The sequence below is a fragment of the Chitinophaga terrae (ex Kim and Jung 2007) genome (genome assembly GCF_900107795.1).
GTDB classification, from domain to species: domain Bacteria; phylum Bacteroidota; class Bacteroidia; order Chitinophagales; family Chitinophagaceae; genus Chitinophaga; species Chitinophaga terrae.
This window is the reverse complement of sequence record NZ_FNRL01000012.1, coordinates 48,662-68,197: the sequence shown is the minus strand read 5'-3', so window position 1 is coordinate 68,197 and position 19,536 is coordinate 48,662. Positions and strand designations below refer to the sequence as shown.

Annotated in this window: 17 protein-coding genes; 15 read left to right on the top strand and 2 right to left on the bottom strand. The window is 48.3% G+C overall.

Annotation, left to right across the window (positions count from 1 at the left end):
* Window positions 1-44: 44 nt before the first annotated feature.
* The 11 genes from BLV62_RS28325 to BLV62_RS14275 all read left to right on the top strand — a co-directional run bounded on the left by BLV62_RS28325 (window position 45) and on the right by BLV62_RS14275 (window position 13,415).
* On the top strand, window positions 45-191 hold the full coding sequence (locus BLV62_RS28325) for a hypothetical protein (RefSeq protein ID WP_168927854.1): 147 nt from the start codon (window positions 45-47) through the stop codon (window positions 189-191).
* Window positions 175-2,880, top strand: coding sequence for a magnesium-translocating P-type ATPase (gene mgtA / locus BLV62_RS14320; RefSeq protein WP_089762646.1), 2,706 nt, complete (start codon window positions 175-177; stop codon window positions 2,878-2,880). Before BLV62_RS28325 ends, mgtA begins: the two co-directional genes overlap by 17 nt.
* Window positions 2,881-3,017: 137 nt before the next feature.
* The gene (locus BLV62_RS14315; RefSeq protein WP_089762645.1) at window positions 3,018-3,773 is read left to right on the top strand and encodes an alpha/beta fold hydrolase; all 756 of its coding nucleotides are present in this window, start codon (window positions 3,018-3,020) and stop codon (window positions 3,771-3,773) included.
* 128 nt (window positions 3,774-3,901) lie between these two features.
* Window positions 3,902-4,648, top strand: coding sequence for a carboxypeptidase-like regulatory domain-containing protein (locus BLV62_RS14310; RefSeq protein WP_139170169.1), 747 nt, complete (start codon window positions 3,902-3,904; stop codon window positions 4,646-4,648).
* 71 nt (window positions 4,649-4,719) lie between these two features.
* Window positions 4,720-5,901, top strand: a complete 1,182-nt coding sequence (locus BLV62_RS14305; RefSeq protein WP_168927855.1) for a cellulase family glycosylhydrolase — start codon at window positions 4,720-4,722, stop codon at window positions 5,899-5,901.
* Between the two features lie 19 nt (window positions 5,902-5,920).
* Entirely contained in the window at window positions 5,921-8,188 is a 2,268-nt protein-coding gene (locus BLV62_RS14300; RefSeq protein ID WP_211117772.1) for an alpha-amylase family protein, read from the top strand.
* Window positions 8,189-8,419: 231 nt separating this feature from the next.
* Entirely contained in the window at window positions 8,420-9,271 is an 852-nt protein-coding gene (locus tag BLV62_RS14295) for an SGNH/GDSL hydrolase family protein (RefSeq protein WP_089762642.1), read from the top strand.
* 105 nt (window positions 9,272-9,376) lie between these two features.
* Entirely contained in the window at window positions 9,377-10,957 is a 1,581-nt protein-coding gene (locus BLV62_RS14290) for a DHA2 family efflux MFS transporter permease subunit (RefSeq protein WP_089762641.1), read from the top strand.
* Between the two features lie 44 nt (window positions 10,958-11,001).
* On the top strand, window positions 11,002-11,454 hold the full coding sequence (locus BLV62_RS14285) for a MarR family winged helix-turn-helix transcriptional regulator (RefSeq protein WP_089762640.1): 453 nt from the start codon (window positions 11,002-11,004) through the stop codon (window positions 11,452-11,454).
* Window positions 11,451-12,287 (top strand): universal stress protein, encoded by an 837-nt coding sequence (locus BLV62_RS14280; RefSeq protein WP_089762639.1) that lies wholly within the window; start codon window positions 11,451-11,453, stop codon window positions 12,285-12,287. Before BLV62_RS14285 ends, BLV62_RS14280 begins: the two co-directional genes overlap by 4 nt.
* Before the next feature lie 111 nt (window positions 12,288-12,398).
* Window positions 12,399-13,415, top strand: a complete 1,017-nt coding sequence (locus BLV62_RS14275; protein ID WP_089762638.1) for a DUF3500 domain-containing protein — start codon at window positions 12,399-12,401, stop codon at window positions 13,413-13,415.
* Between the two features lie 47 nt (window positions 13,416-13,462).
* Here BLV62_RS14275 and BLV62_RS14270 read toward each other — a convergent pair whose 3' ends face one another.
* A complete protein-coding gene (locus tag BLV62_RS14270) occupies window positions 13,463-14,008 on the bottom strand; it encodes an AAA family ATPase (protein WP_089762747.1) in 546 nt (181 codons plus the stop codon).
* Window positions 14,009-14,153: 145 nt separating this feature from the next.
* On the opposite strand from BLV62_RS14270, the gene BLV62_RS14265 reads away from it, so the two are divergent.
* Window positions 14,154-15,284, top strand: coding sequence for an FG-GAP repeat domain-containing protein (locus BLV62_RS14265; RefSeq protein ID WP_089762637.1), 1,131 nt, complete (start codon window positions 14,154-14,156; stop codon window positions 15,282-15,284).
* Here the strand turns inward: BLV62_RS14265 and BLV62_RS14260 are convergent, their stop codons facing one another.
* A complete protein-coding gene (locus BLV62_RS14260) occupies window positions 15,285-15,503 on the bottom strand; it encodes a hypothetical protein (protein WP_089762636.1) in 219 nt (72 codons plus the stop codon).
* A gap of 138 nt (window positions 15,504-15,641) precedes the next feature.
* Between BLV62_RS14260 and BLV62_RS14255 the strand changes: the two genes are divergently transcribed.
* The 3 genes from BLV62_RS14255 (at window position 15,642) to BLV62_RS14245 (ending at window position 19,453) form a co-directional block, all read left to right on the top strand.
* Window positions 15,642-16,121: an inorganic diphosphatase gene (locus BLV62_RS14255; protein ID WP_089762635.1), complete on the top strand. Its 480-nt coding sequence runs from the start codon at window positions 15,642-15,644 to the stop codon at window positions 16,119-16,121.
* Window positions 16,118-16,612, top strand: a complete 495-nt coding sequence (locus tag BLV62_RS14250) for a DUF421 domain-containing protein (RefSeq protein WP_089762634.1) — start codon at window positions 16,118-16,120, stop codon at window positions 16,610-16,612. The genes BLV62_RS14255 and BLV62_RS14250 overlap by 4 nt, the downstream gene beginning before the upstream one ends.
* 204 nt (window positions 16,613-16,816) lie before the next feature.
* Window positions 16,817-19,453 (top strand): PAS domain S-box protein, encoded by a 2,637-nt coding sequence (locus BLV62_RS14245; RefSeq protein ID WP_089762633.1) that lies wholly within the window; start codon window positions 16,817-16,819, stop codon window positions 19,451-19,453.
* Window positions 19,454-19,536 lie beyond the last annotated feature (83 nt).

Genomic DNA, 19,536 nt, shown 5'->3' with positions numbered 1-19,536 from the left:
GATTTCCTAATAACATTCTATATGGCCTCTAACCGCCGGCTTCTATGAAGGGCTTTACTTTTGCCGTCTCACAAATTACCTGTTTCCAGCCGCCTATCGAACAGGCGGTTACAAAGGTTAGCCGGGAAGTGACAGCCAGGCATCCTGAAAACCAGGTGATAAAAAAAGACCGACATGCTTACCGCAGTTAGAGAAAATATCAGGGCAAGGCTTACCGCTACTTACAACGGCAACGGCATGAACGATGAAGCGATCGTTAAACTGAAGAACGCCAGCCGTAATGATAAGAACTATTACCTGCCCATGCTGGAAACGACTGCAGACGGGATCACTTCCGCGCAGGCGGAAGAGCGCATCAAAGCTCATGGGCTGAATGAAGTGCACTACGAAAAAATACCTTCCTGGTACCTGCAGTTAATAAAAGCGTTTATTAACCCCTTTATCGGGATACTTATTTTAATAGCCCTGGTATCGCTGGTCATGGATGTTTATATGGCCAAACCCGGGGAAGAGGATTATAAAACAGTACTGATGGTTGGCATCATGGTGCTGGTATCTTCCTTCCTGCGGTTTTTCCAGGAATACAGGAGTAATAAAGCTGCCCTGGCGCTGAAAAGCCTGGTCAGAACAACGGCTACGGTAATACGAAAAAATGAAGGCAGGCGCGAAATAGATATCAGGCAACTGGTACCGGGGGATATAGTACATCTTTCCGCCGGCGATATGATCCCCGCCGATTGCCGTATCATGCAATCGAAAGACCTCTTCGTCAGCCAGGCTATGCTTACCGGCGAATCCCTGCCGGTAGAGAAACGTGCGCTGGTAGTAAGAGAGGCTGATGCGAAATCGCCCCTGGAACTGGAGAATATCTGCTTCATGGGTACAAACGTGGTTAGCGGCGCTGCCACAGCCCTGGTGGTTACCACCGGCAGCCAGACCTGTTTCGGTTCCCTGAGCCGGTCGCTGGTCGGCGAACGGACTGCTACCAGCTTTGATAAGGGCGTTAATAAGGTCAGCTACCTGCTGATTCGTTTTATGCTGGTCATGGTGCCCCTGATCTTTCTCATCAACGGGTTTGTAAAAGGCGCCTGGATCGAAGCCTTGCTGTTTGCCATTGCAGTAGCTGTAGGACTTACTCCCGAAATGCTGCCGATGATCGTAACGGCCAACCTGGCTAAAGGCGCGGTGAATATGAGCAAGAGAAAAGTGATCGTCAAACGCCTGAACGCAATCCAGAATATCGGCGCCATGGATGTTTTCTGTATAGACAAGACCGGTACCCTTACCCTGGATAAAATAGTGCTGGAACGGCACCTGAACCTGCTGGGCGACGAAGATGAGGAAGTGCTGAAATGGGCTTACCTGAACAGTTTCCACCAGACGGGTTTAAAAAGCCTGCTCGACATCGCTATCCTCGAGCATGTGGAGTTGCATGATTACCTGAAAGTGGAGGAGCATTTTTTAAAAGTAGATGAAATCCCTTTCGACTTCCAGCGTAGGCGCATGTCCGTTATCCTTCAGCAACGGAACGGCAAACACCTGCTGATCTGTAAGGGAGCTGTAGAAGAGGTCCTGGATCTCTGCAGCCACGCATTTGACCTCGGCGAAAACAAACAACTGCATATCGAAAGCGACATCGTGATCCCTATGGACGAACAAATGAGAAAGGTAGTGCTGGAAACATCCAGGAGGCTGAATGAAGAAGGATTGCGGGTATTGCTGGTGGCTATCCGCGAGTTCGACGACCGGGCGCTGACCTATTCTGTAGAGGACGAAAAGAACATGGTGCTGACAGGATTCATCGGTTTCCTCGACCCTGCCAAACCTTCTGCTAAAGTGGCTATCGGCGCATTGCAGCAACTTGGCGTAAATGTAAAAGTGCTGACAGGAGACAATGAGATCGTTACCCGGAAGATCTGCAAGGAAGTGGGCATCCCCATTAACAGGATACTGTTGGGCAACGACCTGGATGGGATGTCGGACGAGGCATTGCAGCAACAGATAGATGATATTTCCATACTGGCAAAACTAAGTCCCCTGCAAAAAGCAAGGGTTGTAAAGGTGTTGCAGGACAAAGGCCATACCGTTGGCTTTATGGGCGACGGCATCAACGATGCCGCCGCATTGAGGAATGCCGATGTTGGAATAAGCGTAGACACGGCGGTAGATATTGCCAGGGAAAGCGCAGACATCATTTTGCTGGAAAAAGACCTGATGGTATTGCGGAAAGGAGTGATCTACGGCAGAAGGACATTCGGCAATATTATCAAGTACATTAAAATGACGGCCAGCAGCAATTTCGGGAACATGTTCAGCATGCTTGGCGCCAGCGCCTTCCTGCCGTTCCTCCCCATGTTGCCTGTACAACTTTTGGTGCAGAACCTGTTGTACGATATTTCCCAGGTCTCCATACCCTGGGATAAAATGGATGAAGAATTTTTGCTGAAACCAAAGAAGTGGGAGGCGGGCGATATACAAAAGTTCATGCTGTTCATAGGGCCGATCAGTTCCCTGTTCGACTATGCCACATTTGCACTGATGTATTTCGTGTTTAAAGCAACGGCTCCGGCCAACCAGTCGTTGTTTCAAAGTGGCTGGTTCATAGAAGGGCTTTTATCTCAAACCCTTATTGTACATATGATCCGGACACGGAAGATACCCTTTGTGCAAAGTTGGGCGGCGTTGCCGGTAGTAGTGCTCACAGCAGGGATCATGCTTGTAGGCATACTCATTCCTTTTTCGCCTTTTGCCGCTGCATTGAAGATGGAACCATTGCCATTGCAATATTTTCCCTGGTTGATTGCTATACTGGCAAGCTATTGTGTGCTTACGCAAGTAGTTAAGAACTGGTATATCCGGAAGTTTGGCAAATGGTTGTAAGGATGATTGGGGCAGACTATTTTGCGGTCGGGGAGTGGTCTGATTTTTTTGTTTGTCCTGCTTCCCCATAAAAATTGTCCCGTTCATAACCCCATTAATCCTATTCATATCACTACTTTTACAAAAAGTATACAACTATGTTCGCTTCCTTAAAAGACCTGGAACTCTATTACGAAATACATGGCGCCGGGAAACCACTGGTGTTGATACATGGCGGCGGTTCCACTATTCAATCCACGTTCGGTAAGATCCTCCCTTATTTATCAGCCAGTTTCCAGGTTATTGCGGTAGAAATGCAAGCCCACGGAAGAACAAAAGATAACGGCCGGCCTTTGACCTTTGAACAGGACGCCGATTATATGGCAGCGTTGCTGGCGCACCTGGGTATCAGCAAAGCCAGTTTCCTTGGCTTCAGCAACGGCGCTACCACAGCGTTGCAAATAGGCATCAGGCATAAGCAACTGGTCGATAAACTGGTGTTGGTAGCGGCGCTTTTTCAACGTAGCGGGATGCCTCCCGGCTTCTTCGACGGATTCAACAATGCTACGCTAGATCACATGCCGGCACGGCTGCAATCCGCTTTCCTCGACGTAAACCCGGACCGGCAGGCCCTCCAAACTATGTTCGAGCGCGATGTGGAAAGAATGAAAGCGTTCAAAGACATCGACGAAGCGCTGATAAAAAGCATAGAAGCTCCTACACTGGTCCTGCAGAACGACAACGACGTTATCCAGAACGAACATGCAGTGAAGTTGTTCAGGTTGCTGCCCGAAAGCAGGTTAGCGATATTCCCCGGCATACATGGAGAATGTATTGGAGAAGTGACCACGCCAGTAACGCAGGGACAACTAAACTATACCGTAGAACTCATCACCGAATGGGTGAATGATTGATAAATCACGAAAAGCCTTATTTTTGGCCAAGCCGGAAGAGGAACAGGCGAAGGAAATACTACCCAATAAATTGTTAATATTTCTTTAGTCCTTGATATTTTCTTTGTCGTGGCTTAGATTGGGCACTAATGAGTTACTACCAGCTATTACAACGATTGTGTTTTTTATTGCTTTTGTTGCTGTCTTATTTTGTATCAGCCGCGCAGGTACGCGTTTATGGTACAGTATACGATCGCACAGCTAAATTCGGGATGGCTGGTGTAACTGTAATGAGTACTTCCGGTAAGGGAACGGTTACCGATTCAGCAGGCCATTACAGCATCATGGTTCCCACAACCGATTCTATCTGCTTTTCCTACCAGGGAAAAGCCACGATGAAATTTCCCGTAAAAGAGATCAGGACAAGCCGCTCATTTGATATGAGCCTGCATGTTGATGTACATATGTTGCCCACGGTAGAAGTGACGGCCATGCGCAGGGGATATACCGTCGACTCCATTGAAAACCGGAACGAGTACCGGAAAGTATTCGATTTCGAAAGGGATTACCTGACCTCCAGCAGCGGCGGAGCAGGCGTTGGATTAAACCTCGATCTTCTCTTTAGCTTACGCAAAGCCAAACGTATAGAAGCCTTCAGGCGATTGCTGATACAGGATGAGAAAGACAAGTATATCGATCACCGGTTCAATAAAGAGCTGGTTAAAAAGATCACGGGACTGGAATCCCCGGCCCTGGAAGCATTCATGGTAGAATACCGGCCAACCTATGAAATGTTGTTGTCGTTCGAGAACGATTATGATTTTTACCAGTTTATTAAAGACTGCGCTTATTATTTCTCCAGGTCCTGGAACCGCAAACACCCGCTCCGTAAATAAATCGCAACTACCCTACAGTACAGGTTGCGAACATAAGAACTCCACAGTATATTAGGTGCAAACCTGGTATCTTGAAAAGAATATATGCCTTACTGGTATTGGTAGCCGTATGCGGGCGCCTGGCTTATTCCCAGCGTCATCCCGCACCGGGGCTTACAGTGAACAAAACAGGAACACTGCTGCTGAATGGAAAGCCTTTCAGGGGAGCGGGCGTAAACTATTTCAACGCATTTGCACGTACACTGGATAAAAACGCAACCGGCGACACCAGTTATAAAGCCGGTTTCCGGTACCTGAAAGCGAGGAACATTCCATTCGCCAGGTTCATGTGCAGCGGCTTCTGGCCGGTCAATTACACCCTTTACCTGGAAGATAAAGCGCGGTATTATAAAAACCTGGATGCTTTCGTGAAGGCCGCAGAGGAAATCGGTATTGGCCTGATCCCTTCTGTATGCTGGAACGTAAATACCATTCCCGACCTGGTAGGAGAACCGGTAGGGCAGTGGGGAAATCCAAAAAGCAAGACCATTGCTTTCATGAAGCGTTACGTAAAAGAACTGGTACAACGTTACCGGCATTCTCCTGCGATCTGGGGTTGGGAATTTGGAAATGAATACAACCTGGTGATCGATCTGCCGGGCGATAACGACAACCTGCCACCGGTAGCGGTAAGCGCAGGCACGCCGCCTACCCGTTCCAAAGCTGATAAACTTTCACTGGCCGACCTGCAAACTGCGTTGACAGCGTTTGCAAAACAGGTAAGGAAATTCGATAAACATCGCATCATTATCAGCGGCAATGCGAATCCACGGGCCAGCGCCTATAACCTGGCGCGAACCTGCAGCTGGGAAAAAGATACGAAAGCCCAGTACCGGCAGATGCTGGACGAACAGAACCCGGGACCCGTCAATACCTTATCCATCCATCAGTACCCCGATAACGAGGGGGCTTATTTCGCCGAAGGTCCTGCTTCGCTGGAAGAGATCATCCGCGTAACAATGGAAGCTGCTGCACAATTGAAGAAGCCACTTTTTGTAGGCGAGTTCGGCGCGCAGGAAAAGCTGCTGGGAGCGGCAACGGCAAAGGAAAAATACAAAGAGCTGGTGAACGCGATACTGGTTAATAAGGTTCCTTTGTCGGCCATGTGGGTGTTCGATTATACGCCGCATGATACGGAAAACGGGATCAATGTGAACCCGGCCACAGGAGCCAGGGAGTATATGATCACGTTGCTGCAGCAATTGAATAATTAAACGTTTATACATTCGCGTTATGAAAGATCTTTCACGCCGTTCATTCCTCTTATCCGGCTCCCTGGTCACCGCAGGGCTGTTTATTCCCCGGGGTTTGTTTGCCGGATGGAAGTTGGAGGAAAATAAGGCGCTCGCTTTTCCTCATTTCCCGGATGCCTTGCACACCTTCGTGTGGAGAAACTGGCACCTGGTTCCTTTGCCAAAGATAGCCCGGGTTGTAAACGCCCAACCTGCGGAAATACTGGCCCTCGGTAAAGCAATGGGGTTGCCCGCACCGCCGGTGATAAGCGAGGAGCAGCAACAACGTAGTTACCTTACCGTTATAAGACGCAATTGGCACCTGCTGCCGGAGAACCAGTTGCTGCAGCTGCTCGGATGGACAAAAGAGAAACTGGATTTTACGTTGCAGGAAGATGATTTTTTCTTCATCAAACTGGGCAGTAGCAAACCGGATTGCAAACCGCTTGTTTATCGTTCGCCGGGTGACGATGCGAGGCGGCGCGTGGAATATATCGCTGCACTCATCAGAGAAGAATTTGGCGGAGGTTATCCTGCGCAACAAGAACCCTTATTCAGTTTCGTAAACCAGTTGTCGGAGCCGCCGGCCAGGAAAAGGGAGAGGCATTCAGGCTTCAGTCCCCGTTTCGGCTACGCCTATTTCGCGCTGTTTGGCGATCCGCTGTTAGACCCCGGCATTGATCCATATCCTGACGGCTATTTGGAGAGGATGAGAGCAGCGGGAATGGACAGTACCTGGATGCATATCGTTTTGAGCAAACTAACGCCGTTTCCCTGGAACCCCGAGGTGAGCGAATCCTGGGAGCGGCGCCTGGACAACCTAGCCAGCCTGGTGCAACGGGCGAAGAAGCATGGCATCGGTATTTACCTGTACCTGAACGAACCCCGTTTCCAGCCCTTATCCTTTTTTAAAGAACACCCCGAATTAAAGGGTGTGACTATCGGCAACCAGGCGGCGTTGTGTACCAGTCACCCTGCTGTACAGCAATACATCGTTAATTCAATAGCTATGATCACCCAACGGGTACCCGACCTTGCGGGTTTCTTTTCTATTACTGCATCCGAGAACTTCACCAACTGCTGGTCGCATGGCCGGGGCGCCGAATGCCTGAGGTGCGGCCCCAGGGGCGCTGCCACGGTGATCGCCGAACTGAATAACCTCTACATGCAAGGCATAAAGAAAGGCAGCCAGCTGCACAAGCCCGGATTAATTGTCTGGGACTGGGGATGGCAGGATGCTTATGCACCGGCAATTATCCCACAACTCCCTGCTGGCGCTGCCCTCATGAGCGTAAGCGAATGGGCGCTCGAAATAGAAAGAGGAGGGGTGAAGAATACAATAGGGGAATATTCAATATCAGCGATCGGTCCGGGCCCGAGGGCAAAAAAGCATTGGGCACTGGCAAAGCAGCATGGACTGAAAACTATTGCCAAGATACAGGCAGGCAATACCTGGGAGATAGCGGCAGTACCGTATATCCCCGCAGTAGAAAATGTAGCGCAGCATGCAGCCAACCTGAAAAAAGAACAGGTAGATGGTTTAATGTTGGGCTGGACCCTGGGCGGTTATCCATCCCCTAACCTTGAAGTGGTGGCCGCAATGGGAAGCGATGCTGCTTCCACTCCTTTGTCTGCCATGCAACAGGTGGCTGCATCCCGTTTCTGCGCGGCAGGTAATGCCGTAGTCAAAGCCTGGCAGGCATTCAGTACCGCGTTTAAGGAATTTCCTTACCATAGTTCCACCGTTTACTTCGCACCTTTGCAAATGGGACCTGCAAATTTATTGTGGCAGCAACCTACCGGGTACGCAGCAACGATGGTTGGTTTGCCTTACGACGACGTAAAAAAATGGATTGGAAATTACCCGGCGCCTGTTTTTATAAGTCAGCTCAGGAAAGTTTCCACAGGTTTTAATGAGGCTATAAGAACGTTGAAACAGGAAGTGGCAAAGCGCCCTCTCCAAAAAACAGAAAAGGCTTCCCTGCTTCGGGAAATAGATGTAGCACAGGTAGTTGCCCTGCACTATGCCAGCGTCGCCAACCAGGTGGAGATTAATACGCTGAGAAACCAAGGGGCAGGTAAAGAGAACCGTACTTTGATTGGTTTACTGGAAGATGAGATCAGGCTGGCAAAGGAGTTGGTCCATATCCAGCTGAGAGACTCGCGGATCGGTTTTGAAGCGACTAACCACTATTTTTATACGCCGGCAGACCTGGTAGAAAAGATAATTAATTGCAGGGTGTTGCTGAAAGAGTGGTTGTTAGCCTGACCTGGAAAAAACTTTGAGTCTTGTTTCGGAATAAATATCTTTGATATAAGAACCCGGGCCTATGACTGAGCATAAATCTGTTTTTGATTATTCATTTGAAGAGGAACTGAAACCCCGCCGTTGGCCGGCAATAGTAAATGAAGGGAAAATGAAGCAGTGACAGCATCCTGAAAATGAAGCATATTTTTTTATCTTTAGCGTTATTATCATTCAACGATAAACGCGACAAATATGAAATATCGCATTGGCAGCCTGTTGTTCCTGGTCCTTGCAGTAACGTTGTTATCCTTTGTTCCACGCAAACTTACCTGGGTAGCCATTGGCGACTCGATCACTTACCTGAACGAACATCCTGATGAAACCGGCAATCGTATAACCGCCGGGTATATGAGCCGGGTGGTAAAACAACTGCCTGAACTGCAGTATATCAACCATGGTTATAACGGGTGGACCGCCTGCGGGATAGCTAATAAAATTGAAGAACTGAATTTCCCGCGGGCCGATATATATAGCATTTTCCTTGGAACGAACGACTGGTGGGCCGGCTTACCTATCGGAACATTTGCCGACTACGAGAATAAAACCGGTAACGGCACTGTAAACGGGGCTTTCCGTACGATTATCGATAAATTGAGATCACTGAACCCCGATGCGCCTGTTATTCTTATGACCCCGCTGCAGCGCAGCGACTTTGTTTATATAAAGGATGCCAATAATAATGCGTATGGTTCCTACAAACCCAAGGCCGGACAAACGCTGCTGCGTCTTGTACAGGCGCTGGATACGATAGCCGCAAAAGAAAAACTCGTCGAAGTGGACCTCTACAGGAAAAGCGGCATTACCCCCGAAACTGCGGTGAAGTTCAAACGGCTGAAAGACCCTCAGACAGGGGAATATAAAAACTATACCTGGCCAGCTTACAAGGATATTCCGTTTGATACCAAACAGGAAGAATATCCGTACCCGTTAGCCGCTGTAAATATGACCTACGACGGCTTGCATCCTTCAGACAAAGGTTACCAGGTTATTACCAATATGCTGCTCAAAGCTATGAAACCGCTTCTTCCACGGATAAAAGACTAAGAATGCGATTTTAAAAATGTTCGTCATTATCAGCGGACCCTTGCTTAAAATAATTAGTTTGAATTCAAACTAATTATTACCTTTGCTGTACAATTTACCTGTTAAATGGAACAGCCAACATCGCTGGTGGAATATGGCTCACGGCGTATTATCATTACCATCACAGCAGTAGTTTGTGCCCTGCTGGAAATCATTGACACAACAATTGTGAACGTTGCCCTGCCAGATATGAGGGGTAGTTTGGGCGCTACCCTGAATGAAGTTAGCTGGGTTATCACTGCCTATTCTTTAGCCAATGTGATCATCGTACCTATGACCAGCTGGCTTTCCCAACAGTTCGGACGGCGGAATTACTTTGCCGTATCGATCATGCTCTTCACTGTTTGTTCTTTCCTCTGCGGCAATGCCACCAATATCTGGGAACTGGTTGTTTTCCGCTTCCTGCAGGGGTTGGGAGGAGGAGCATTGCTGGTAACTTCGCAAACTATTATCACTGAAAGCTGGCCTGCTGAAAAAAGAGCCACTGCCCAGGCGATCTATACGCTGGGTGTGATCGTTGGCCCAACCCTGGGACCTCCGCTGGGCGGGTATATTATCGACAATTACAGCTGGCCTTATATCTTCTATATCAATATTCCTATCGGGGTCATTGCTACATTGCTCACCCTGCAGTATGTCAGGAGCCCGCAGTACGAGCAGAAACGCGATGCTTCGCAGGTCGACTGGCTGGGCATCTTCCTGCTGATGGTGGGTATAGGTTCCCTGCAGTTTGTATTGGAAAAAGGACAGGAAGAAGATTGGTTCAGCAGTTCCCTGATTATCGTCTTGTCTGTAACAGCCGTATTTGGCCTGTTCTTCTTTATATGGAGGCAATGGGTTTATAAATACCCCGTAGTGGAGTTAAGAGTGCTGAGGAACGGGAACCTGCGGATAGGAGTCGTGTTGTCTTTTATCATGGGCTTTGGTTTGTTCGGGTCTACGTTTGTCATCCCGCTCTATACCCAATCGCTTTTGGGATGGACCGCACAGCAATCAGGCATGCTGCAGTTGCCAAGCACCTTGTTCGTAGCGGTGATGATGCCGGTGGTAGCGGTTTTGATACAGAAAGGCATCCCGCAAAAATACCTCATCGCTATAGGCATGACAGTTTTCTTCATCTACAGTTATCTTTCTTATACTATTCTTACCCCCGATACCAGCAGCAAAGATTTCTTCTGGGTGCTGATCATACGCGGGTTCGGGTTAGGATTATTGTCGGTGCCTGTCAGCACCATGTCGCTCTCTACGCTGAAAGGACAGGAAATCGGCCAGGGCGCGGCATTTTCAGGAATGATGCGCCAGCTGGGAGGCGCATTCGGCGTAGCGCTGATCTCCACTTTTGTAACCAGGCAAACGGATCTCCACAGGAGTACCCTGGTAGATCACCTGGATGTAAACAACCCTGATGTACAGCACCGTGTTGCACAAATGGCTGCAAGTATGAGGGCCAAAGGATTTGATATAGTAACTGCGCAGAACAAAGCATATGGGATCATGGACGGCGCTGTGATGAAACAGGCCACCGTACTTTCGTATATGGACGTATTCCTCTGGGTGGGCGTGATGTTCCTGGTATGCGTTCCGTTCGTGCTGTTGCTGGTGAAAACCAACAAACAGAAAGTAAACCTGGCGGATGCGGCGCACTGATATGACAGGTACGTTCGTCGGGTTAAAAACAATATATTTGTCTGATGAATAAGCAACACAATATTGTAGACCTGGCGCGGGAACTGGGACGAGCCATCAGTGAAATGCGCACCTTTATGCGTCAAAACTTACAGGTTAAGATCAGGGAACAGAACGTGGACATCACATTCGAGCTCCTGGAAATATTAGGTATCCTTTTCAGGAAAGATGGAGTGAATCAACAGGAGATAGCAGATGTTATTGTGAAGGATAAATCCAGTATGACCTACCTGATAGACAACCTGGAAAAGCGCGGGATGGTAGAAAGAAGAGAAGATCAGAACGACAGGAGAAGTAAACTTATCTATTTGACAGAAAAAGGCAGGGCGCTGGAGAAGGAATTAAATCCATGGATCCGTGAAATGTATGAAAAAGCGACCATGGGTATGGAGATGAATGATTTGCAGGTTGCCTTGTCGCAGATTCAGAAAATGAACGAAAATCTTAGGAAACAATGATGAAAACGTTGCTGGTACCGGTGGATTTTACTCCAACATCCGACGAAACGGTACGATTTGCCACTGCCTGGAGTAAACAGTATGAATATAACAGGATCATCCTGCTGAAAACATTTTATGAGAACGTATTCAGCGGCATTGTCTGGTCGGCGGATTATGCGGCCGTGGATCACGTCAGTGTAAATGCCGACAGGGAAGAAGCCCAGGCCCGGCTGCAAAGCATGGCTGCTGCTATTACGGCCGAAAATGAAAATATACAGGTAACGATCGCGTTAAGCGAATCGCCTTTGCTGAGGGCCGTTATTGACCTGGCCCGTCAGGAAGAGGTGACAATGATCGTATTGGGCAGCAATCCGCATGTCGCAGAAGAAGGGCTGATAGCCAGGAACCTGATAGCCATTGCAAAAGCCAGCCCCGTGCGGGTATTGGTAGTGCCGGCGGGTTATACATTCCGGCCGGTCGATAAAGCGCTTGTACCGTTCGATTTCAAGGCGCTGCATGTATTGGGCAAACTACAGCATATCGCCATCCCTGCTAACTGGGCTATCACACGCCTGTTAGCGCTTAACGTAAATACCGGCGAAGGGGAGTATAAGCCGGATGCAGCTACAGAGGCGGAACTGCACGAATATCTTTCTCCGTTCCAATACGATATTCATTATGAAAGCAGCAAGGATATTATCGGTCATGTATCCGAATTTACCGCTGCCAACGATGTACAATTGATTGTGGCGTTGCCGGGAAAGCACAGCTTCCTTTATACGCTTACCCATAAAAGCATTTCGGAAGCTATCACCAGGTCGGCCAAAGTACCGGTGATGATCCTTAAATGATCTGAAATTTCACGTTAACCGGGGTGGGACAGGTAGTTGCACACTATCTTTCCTGCCCCTTTGCATGTACAGAATTCTTTTTCTATCTTACTTCAAATTCCACGTTCTGCCATGCGTACCTTACTTTGTGCTACATGCCTGCTCCTGGCAACAGTTTTAGTCCATGCCCAGGACATGGCGAAAAATGCAGTCTCCTTTCTCCAATCGTTGTCGGAAGCCCAGCAACAGAAGACTGTATACCCGTTTGATACCGCGGAAAGGTACAGGTTTGCATATGTACCGCTCGACAACCGCAAAGGCATTTCCGTCAATGAATTGAACGACGTACAACGTAAAAAGCTTTTTACCCTGCTGGCCAATTCTTTAAGCGCATCAGGAACGGGGAAGGTAAAGGATATCATGCAGCTGGACCAGGTGCTGAAAGAACTGGAGAAAAGAGGACCCGACGATCATTATCGTGACCCCGGCAAATATTTTGTCACCATCTTTGGAACACCCGCTTCCAAAGGCGTCTGGGGCTGGAGGTTCGAAGGCCATCACGCCGCCTTTAGCTTTTCGGCAGACAATAACCGCCTTGTAGCCGGTACGCCGGGCTTTATGGGTGCTAATCCTGCTGTTGTAAAGGAAGGAGAGCAAAAAGGGAAAGAGGTGCTGAAAGAAGAAACCGCCGCAGGTTTCGCACTCCTGCAGTCGCTGGAGCCCGAACAACTGAAAAAGGCCCTGATCAATACCAATGCGCCAGCCGAGATCATTACCGGCGCCAGCAGGAAAGTACAGTTGCTGAAACCAATGGGCGTCGGTTATAGTGAGCTGAGTAAGGACGCACAACAAAAACTCCTGGCATTGCTGGAAGTATACGTACATCGCTATACGAAATTGTTCGCTGAAAGTACTTTGAAGGAAATCGAAAAAGCGGGGTGGGACAACCTGTATTTCGCCTGGGCCGGCGATACACAGCATACGCCCGGCAAGCCTTACTATTACCGCATCCAGGGGCCTACTATCATTATCGAATACGACAATACTCAGAACAACGCCAATCATGTTCATACCGTGATGAGGGATTTGCAGCACGACTTCGGTGGTGATGAGCTACTGGAACATTACAGGACGGCGCATCTCAAATAGTCGCCGTACCAAATGGCGTTCCTTCATGACGTTTTATTGTCGCGGTGTTAGCTAATCGCCGCCCGTATAAAAGCTACCCGTTCTTTCACGGTAACCAAAGGTATTTCAATGGTTTCATAACCCAGCTCCCGGTACAGGCTTTTCATTTGATGATAGGTTTCCACGGCTTCAGCAAATGGTTGTTTTCTTTCTTCATCCGCCCGGTAAATAGCTTCCCACGGAGGCGTAATAAATACTTTGGGGCCGTATCGTATAGCCCTGGCCGTTGCAAGCATGGAATTCGGTACTGGTAACCGGCATAGTCTTAAATACCCGATAACATCCGGGAATCCCCTGTCAAAGAAGGTGATTGCGGTGTTGTTATGATCCATGTATCGCTGGAAATCGGTATCCCACATGGCATTGGCAAATGCGATGGTATTCAGCCAGGGGAGCGCAGTTCCGCCTGTTGCTACCTGTTGTTTGATGATACTGCGCCCGCTCTCCGGGACAGTCGCGTACCCCGCTTCCTGAAGCGCATTGATCAAAGTAGTTTTGCCCATTCCCGGCCCGCCGGTAATGACAAAACATAACTGTTTCACTGTCGTGAGCATGTTGATTGCAATAAAGTTCCGGGAATAAGTTTCGTGAAGTGCATGCAAGGTAACAAAAAAAATGATCTTCAGCAAACAGGACACCACAGGACAGTTTTATCAGATTTGACCATTATATTGTTCTTTACGTTTTTAACAGTGCCATATGAAAACATACCTGTTCCCGATTATTCCCGTTATGCTGGCGACTGCCGCTTATTCCCAGGCTCCGGCCCATGGAGTGATGCAGTTCGAAAAAAAGGTGATCGCTTCCGAAAGCTATGAATCTGTAGCTGTTTTTGATGTAAATAATGATGGCAAGCCCGATATCGTTTCCGGGGCTTACTGGTACGAAGGGCCTGACTACTTCCGCCGGCATTATATAGGACCGGTAAAGCAGTTTGGCGAGTACTGGGACGATTTTTCCACTATTCCCTTCGACGTGAATGGCGATGGAAGAATGGATTTTGTTACAGGTGGATGGTTCGGCAAACAACTGACCTGGAAAGAAAACCCCGGTAACGAGGAGGAGTGGAAGATACATGAGATCGCAACACCCGGTAATATTGAAACTACCCGGGCTTTTGACCTTGATGGAGACGGCGTAATGGAGATCATTCCCAATACCCCCAACGATCCGTTGGTGATCTACAAACATGACAAGAACAGCAAAACATTTGTTCCCATCAAAATATCTGATCGCAAATCCGGCCACGGGCTTGGGTTTGGAGATATGAACGGCGACGGCAGAACAGACATTGTGGTGCCGGAAGGATGGCTGGAAGCGCCTAAGAAACCATTCGGGGAAAAGTGGATCTTTCATGCAGCCTTTAACCTGGGTACAGTAAGCGTTCCCGTTATAGTGGCCGACGTGAATAACGACGGGCTGGCCGACCTCATAGTAGGGCAGGGGCACGACTATGGACTGGATTGGTATGAACAGCGTAAAAACAAGAAGACCAACAACAGCAGCTGGATAAAACACGCTATAGATCCCTATAATTCCCAATATCATACAATGCTATGGGAAGATATAGATAACGACGGAGCTCCTGAACTGATCACCGGCAAGCGTTACCGGGCGCATAACGATCATGATCCGGGGGCGGCAGATCCCTGCGGCGTCTACTACTTTAAATGGAGCAATGAAAGCTTCAGCAAACAGGTGATCAGTTATGGAACTAAAGGAGTAGGGTTATACTTTGTAACGGCGGATCTTACGGGATCCGGGCGAAAAGATATTATTGTTGCGGGGAAGGATGGACTTTGCATCTTTTACAACAAGGGAAACCGCTGATCAATTGGATAGCAGGTGCTTTTCGATGGCGGTTCCCAGGTCGCTCAACTGCGGCGTTTCATTATCTTTCCCTTCTTCAAACCAATGATTGGCGCCCTCGTTATCCTGCTTCCTGACCAGGTGTATTGTTTTGTCGGGCAGCCTGACTATGAACGTATTTTCGTCTGACTGCGTAACTCCTATTTCGTGTCCTCCCACCTTAACTTGAAACTGGCTCATAACGATATGGTTTTTTCATCAATCGTCACAATCATTATGCCTGTATCATTATATTGATGCGTTGGTTGGTCCTTTTTTTGTTTCTTCGCATAATAGTCCTCTTTATTCTTGATTTTTAAGTTTAACCAAACAGTGAGTATGATCATTAAAGAGTTACCAGTTGTCATTGAAACGCCGAGAGGCAGTAGCGAAAAATATGATTTTGACCCGATCTCAAAGTTCTTTGTATTAAATAAGATATTGCCTGCCGGGATGGTTTTCCCTTATGATTTTGGATTTATCCTGGGTACTAAAGGCGAAGATGGCGATCCCCTGGACGCGCTGGTGATCTCTGAATTCAAAAGTTTCCCCGGTTGCCTGATCAAATGTCGCTTGTTAGGCGCGATCAAGGCGCAACAACGGGAAAAAGACGGCACTGTGGTGCGGAACGACAGGTATATTGCAGTTCCGGTGATGTCGAAGGCCTATAAAGGAGTAGATGCGATATCAACGCAGGCCATCAAGGAATTGGAGCATTTTTTTATATCCTATAATGAATTGGAGGGAAAAGAGTTTATGCCTCAGGGTTATATAGAAGCAGCCCCTGCCTATGAGCAGATTAAATTTCCTGAAAAATGAGTATCCTGGAAACGTTTTGGGGAAGCGGCGATCAGTTAGGCGTATTGCAGATGACAATACGGGCAGTAGTACTGTTTTTCATTACGTTGATGCTTCTCCGTTTGGGGGGCATGCAGATATTCGGGAGAAAGACTTCTTTCGATACTATTATAGTGATCATGATGGGAGCCCTGCTGTCCAGGGTGATCGTGGGGGCGTCGCCGTTCCTCCCTACAGTGGTCGCCACAGCCGCTATGGTGGCTATTAACCGTTTTCTGTCCTGGCTGGCTTCCATTAACGGGAAAATAGACCTGCTTGTGAAAGGAAGCCCCTTAATATTGTTTGATGACGGTGTAATCAACTGGCGTAATATGAAAAAGGCGAACCTGAGCTATTCAGACCTCATAGAAAGCCTCAGGATAGAAACATTGAAGGAGTCGCTCGCCGATATTGAAAAAGCCTACCTGGAAACCAATGGGCAGATCAGTTTCGTGGAAAAAAATAACAACTGATCATATTATGGAATAATTTGTGGAGTATATTATCATGATATGTATTTTTTAGCTTAAAATGGCACTATTGATAAGAAGATTTGCTTAGCCGTATAGACCATATGTGCATTTTTTTACTCAGTTGTTGTGTTGGTTGTGGAAATTTGTAGGTAATATAGGAGGAGGATTATCAACCAAGTGCTGTTAAGTATAGATTTTTTTACAATGATTAATGCTCCATTCCAGGCTTCTGTAGGGGAATCATCAGAACCAGTTGCCAACTTTTTACAGGGAGGAGGAGAATCAGGAAAGGCGATCCGTTCAATTGATTGGAATTTAACTAGTCTTGGCCCTATCTCCCAATGGCCAGCGGGCCTCCAGACGTGTATCAGGATTATGTTTTCTTCGCCCCAGCCCATCTTTATATGGTGGGGAGAGCAGAAGATCAGTTTTTATAATGACGCCTGTATTCAACTGCTCCAAGGGAAACATCCAACAGCAATGGGTCGGCCGGCCAGCGAATTGTTCAGGGATAAATGGACGGAATTAGAGGAAAAGATCAACCTGTGCATGCAGGGCGGCTCCGCACCCCAGTCCGACCCCCTTTTTCAACTTATTCATCGCGACAGCGGTTATAAATTCTTTGGCAGCCCGCTTCCGGGACCTTCGGTAGCGGAAAGCGGCATTATGTGCATAGGCGCCCCGCTGGAGCCTAAGGAATTGTTTTTTGATAGAACAGATATTACCCTTTTCTGCCGGCAGGTCCTCGAACAATTCGATAAAGTGGTACAGGATGCCGGCCTGACACTTATTTTAAGCCTTGCTCCTGTGTCTGCAGAGGTCTATATCAACCGCCCCATGTGGGAGCAGATGATGCTGACCCTGCTTACTAACGCCGTCAGGCATACGCAGAACGGCGCTATTGCCGTTAGGTTGAGCCAGGAAAAAGACAGGATCTGTTTTGCCGTGCAGGATTCAGGCATCGGCATGACGGGCAGCCTGATTGATGCTATCAAGGAAAGTTTTGCAGAGCCCGATATCCATCTCGCCAAAGGCTTACAGGGCTTAAATGCCATTGTACGGTTGCATGGCGGCGAAATAGAGATCAACAGCCATCCGGGAGTTGGCAGCACTTTTACGGTATGCATCCCTGTTGGCAAACATCATTTACCTAAAGAACAACTGAGAATCCCTGGCAGCCTCCAGGCTTTCCAGCTGAATAACGAAGAACCCATGCTGCCATCCGGCAACCTGGGAATTTCTGTAGAACGCCTGAGGGAAACCTTTGGTAACACCCATTACCGCCAGGTATTAGATTGCCTGCCCGCCGCCGTTTATACCTGCGATAAAGAGGGCCGGATACTACTGTATAACAAAGCCGCCGCCCAACTATGGGGCAGGGTGCCTAATGCCACCGTCGACAAATGGTGCGGTTCCTGGAAACTCTATATGGCCGACGGCGTTACGCCGCTGCCGCTGGACGAGAGTCCTATGGCCCGCGCTGTAAAAGAAGAGCGGCCGGTACGCGGAGACGTGATAGTAATAGAAAGGCCCGATGGAACCAAACGCTCTGTAACTCCATACCCAGACCCATTGTTCGACCCAAACGGAAGGATATACGGCGCAGTAAATATGCTTGTAGATATCACCGAACAACGGTTGGCGGAAACCCAAGGTTCCCGCCTGGCGGCCATCGTAGAATCGTCTGACGATGCCATCATCAGTAAAGACCTCAATAGTATTATAACCAGCTGGAACCCGGCGGCCGAACAACTGTTTGGCTATACCGCCGCTGAAATGATCGGGACCAGCATAACCCGCATCATCCCTGAAGACAAATTGGATGAAGAGGTTAGTATACTGAAACAGATCAGAGCGGGTAAAAGGGTTGAACATTTCCAGACAAAAAGGATTACGAAAGATGGCAGATTGCTGGATCTCTCCCTTACTATCTCCCCGGTCAAAGACCTGAAAGGAAATATCGTAGGTGCGTCGAAGATTGCCAGGGATATTACCGAACAACGGCGCCTTTTCATGGCCTTGCAGGAAAGCGAAGCCAAATACATGCAGCTGGCCGTGCACCTGGAAGGAATGGTCGAACTGCGGACCCGGGAACTGGTAGAAGCCAACGCCTTCCTGGAAAAATCAAACCAGGAACTGGAACAATTCGCATATGTAACCAGCCATGACCTGCAGGAGCCGCTGAGGAAGATCCATACCTTCGCCGGCATATTGTACAATGTAAACAAGGAACTGCTGTCAGACTCCAGCCGCATGTACCTGGAGAAAGTGATCCAGAGCGCTAAAAGAATGTCGCAACTGATCAACGAACTGCTGGATTATTCCCGCCTGGTACACGTGAAGGAACCATTTGTAGAAACGGACCTGAACGAGATACTGAAGAATGTATTGACAGACTTCGAGGTCACCATCAACCAGGGCGCCGTGGAAATAGCCGTAGATCATTTGCCTACGCTTACTGTCAGCCCGCTGCAGATGAACCAGCTGCTGCATAACCTCATTGGCAATGCACTGAAATTCCTGTCGCCCGACCGGCAGGGGCTCGTGCAGATCTATTCCCGCTTCCTCACCCAGGATGAAGTAATGGTACTGCCCGACCTGGACCCGTTGCAGAAATACTATCTCATTTCCATTACCGACAACGGTATCGGGTTCGACCAGATATATGCAGAAAAGATCTTCCAGATCTTTCAACGGCTAAACGACAGGAATGCTTACGAAGGAACAGGTATAGGTTTAGCCCTTTGCAGGAAAATTGTTTTGAATCACAAAGGAATTATTTACGCCACAAGCGCTGTAAATGAAGGCGCTAGCTTTAACGTGGTGTTGCCGGCCGTATAATATTTTTTCCAGGTCAATTTCCTGATGTACTTTTGTGCAGGTTACAACAGAACGATCGTTAGAGGGTTGTCTTACCCATCTAT

Coding starts and splice junctions, on each gene's coding strand:
- BLV62_RS14315 (WP_089762645.1), top strand. CDS start 3,018: ATGTTCGCTTCCTTAAAAGACCTGGAACTCTATTACGAAATACATGGC.
- BLV62_RS14275 (WP_089762638.1), top strand. CDS start 12,399: ATGCGTACCTTACTTTGTGCTACATGCCTGCTCCTGGCAACAGTTTTA.
- BLV62_RS14280 (WP_089762639.1), top strand. CDS start 11,451: ATGATGAAAACGTTGCTGGTACCGGTGGATTTTACTCCAACATCCGAC.
- BLV62_RS14290 (WP_089762641.1), top strand. CDS start 9,377: ATGGAACAGCCAACATCGCTGGTGGAATATGGCTCACGGCGTATTATC.
- BLV62_RS14310 (WP_139170169.1), top strand. CDS start 3,902: ATGAGTTACTACCAGCTATTACAACGATTGTGTTTTTTATTGCTTTTG.
- BLV62_RS14295 (WP_089762642.1), top strand. CDS start 8,420: ATGAAATATCGCATTGGCAGCCTGTTGTTCCTGGTCCTTGCAGTAACG.
- BLV62_RS14255 (WP_089762635.1), top strand. CDS start 15,642: ATGATCATTAAAGAGTTACCAGTTGTCATTGAAACGCCGAGAGGCAGT.
- BLV62_RS14300 (WP_211117772.1), top strand. CDS start 5,921: ATGAAAGATCTTTCACGCCGTTCATTCCTCTTATCCGGCTCCCTGGTC.
- mgtA (WP_089762646.1), top strand. CDS start 175: ATGCTTACCGCAGTTAGAGAAAATATCAGGGCAAGGCTTACCGCTACT.
- BLV62_RS14250 (WP_089762634.1), top strand. CDS start 16,118: ATGAGTATCCTGGAAACGTTTTGGGGAAGCGGCGATCAGTTAGGCGTA.
- BLV62_RS14285 (WP_089762640.1), top strand. CDS start 11,002: ATGAATAAGCAACACAATATTGTAGACCTGGCGCGGGAACTGGGACGA.
- BLV62_RS14245 (WP_089762633.1), top strand. CDS start 16,817: ATGATTAATGCTCCATTCCAGGCTTCTGTAGGGGAATCATCAGAACCA.
- BLV62_RS14270 (WP_089762747.1), bottom strand. CDS start 14,008: ATGCTCACGACAGTGAAACAGTTATGTTTTGTCATTACCGGCGGGCCG.
- BLV62_RS14265 (WP_089762637.1), top strand. CDS start 14,154: ATGAAAACATACCTGTTCCCGATTATTCCCGTTATGCTGGCGACTGCC.
- BLV62_RS14260 (WP_089762636.1), bottom strand. CDS start 15,503: ATGAGCCAGTTTCAAGTTAAGGTGGGAGGACACGAAATAGGAGTTACG.
- BLV62_RS28325 (WP_168927854.1), top strand. CDS start 45: ATGAAGGGCTTTACTTTTGCCGTCTCACAAATTACCTGTTTCCAGCCG.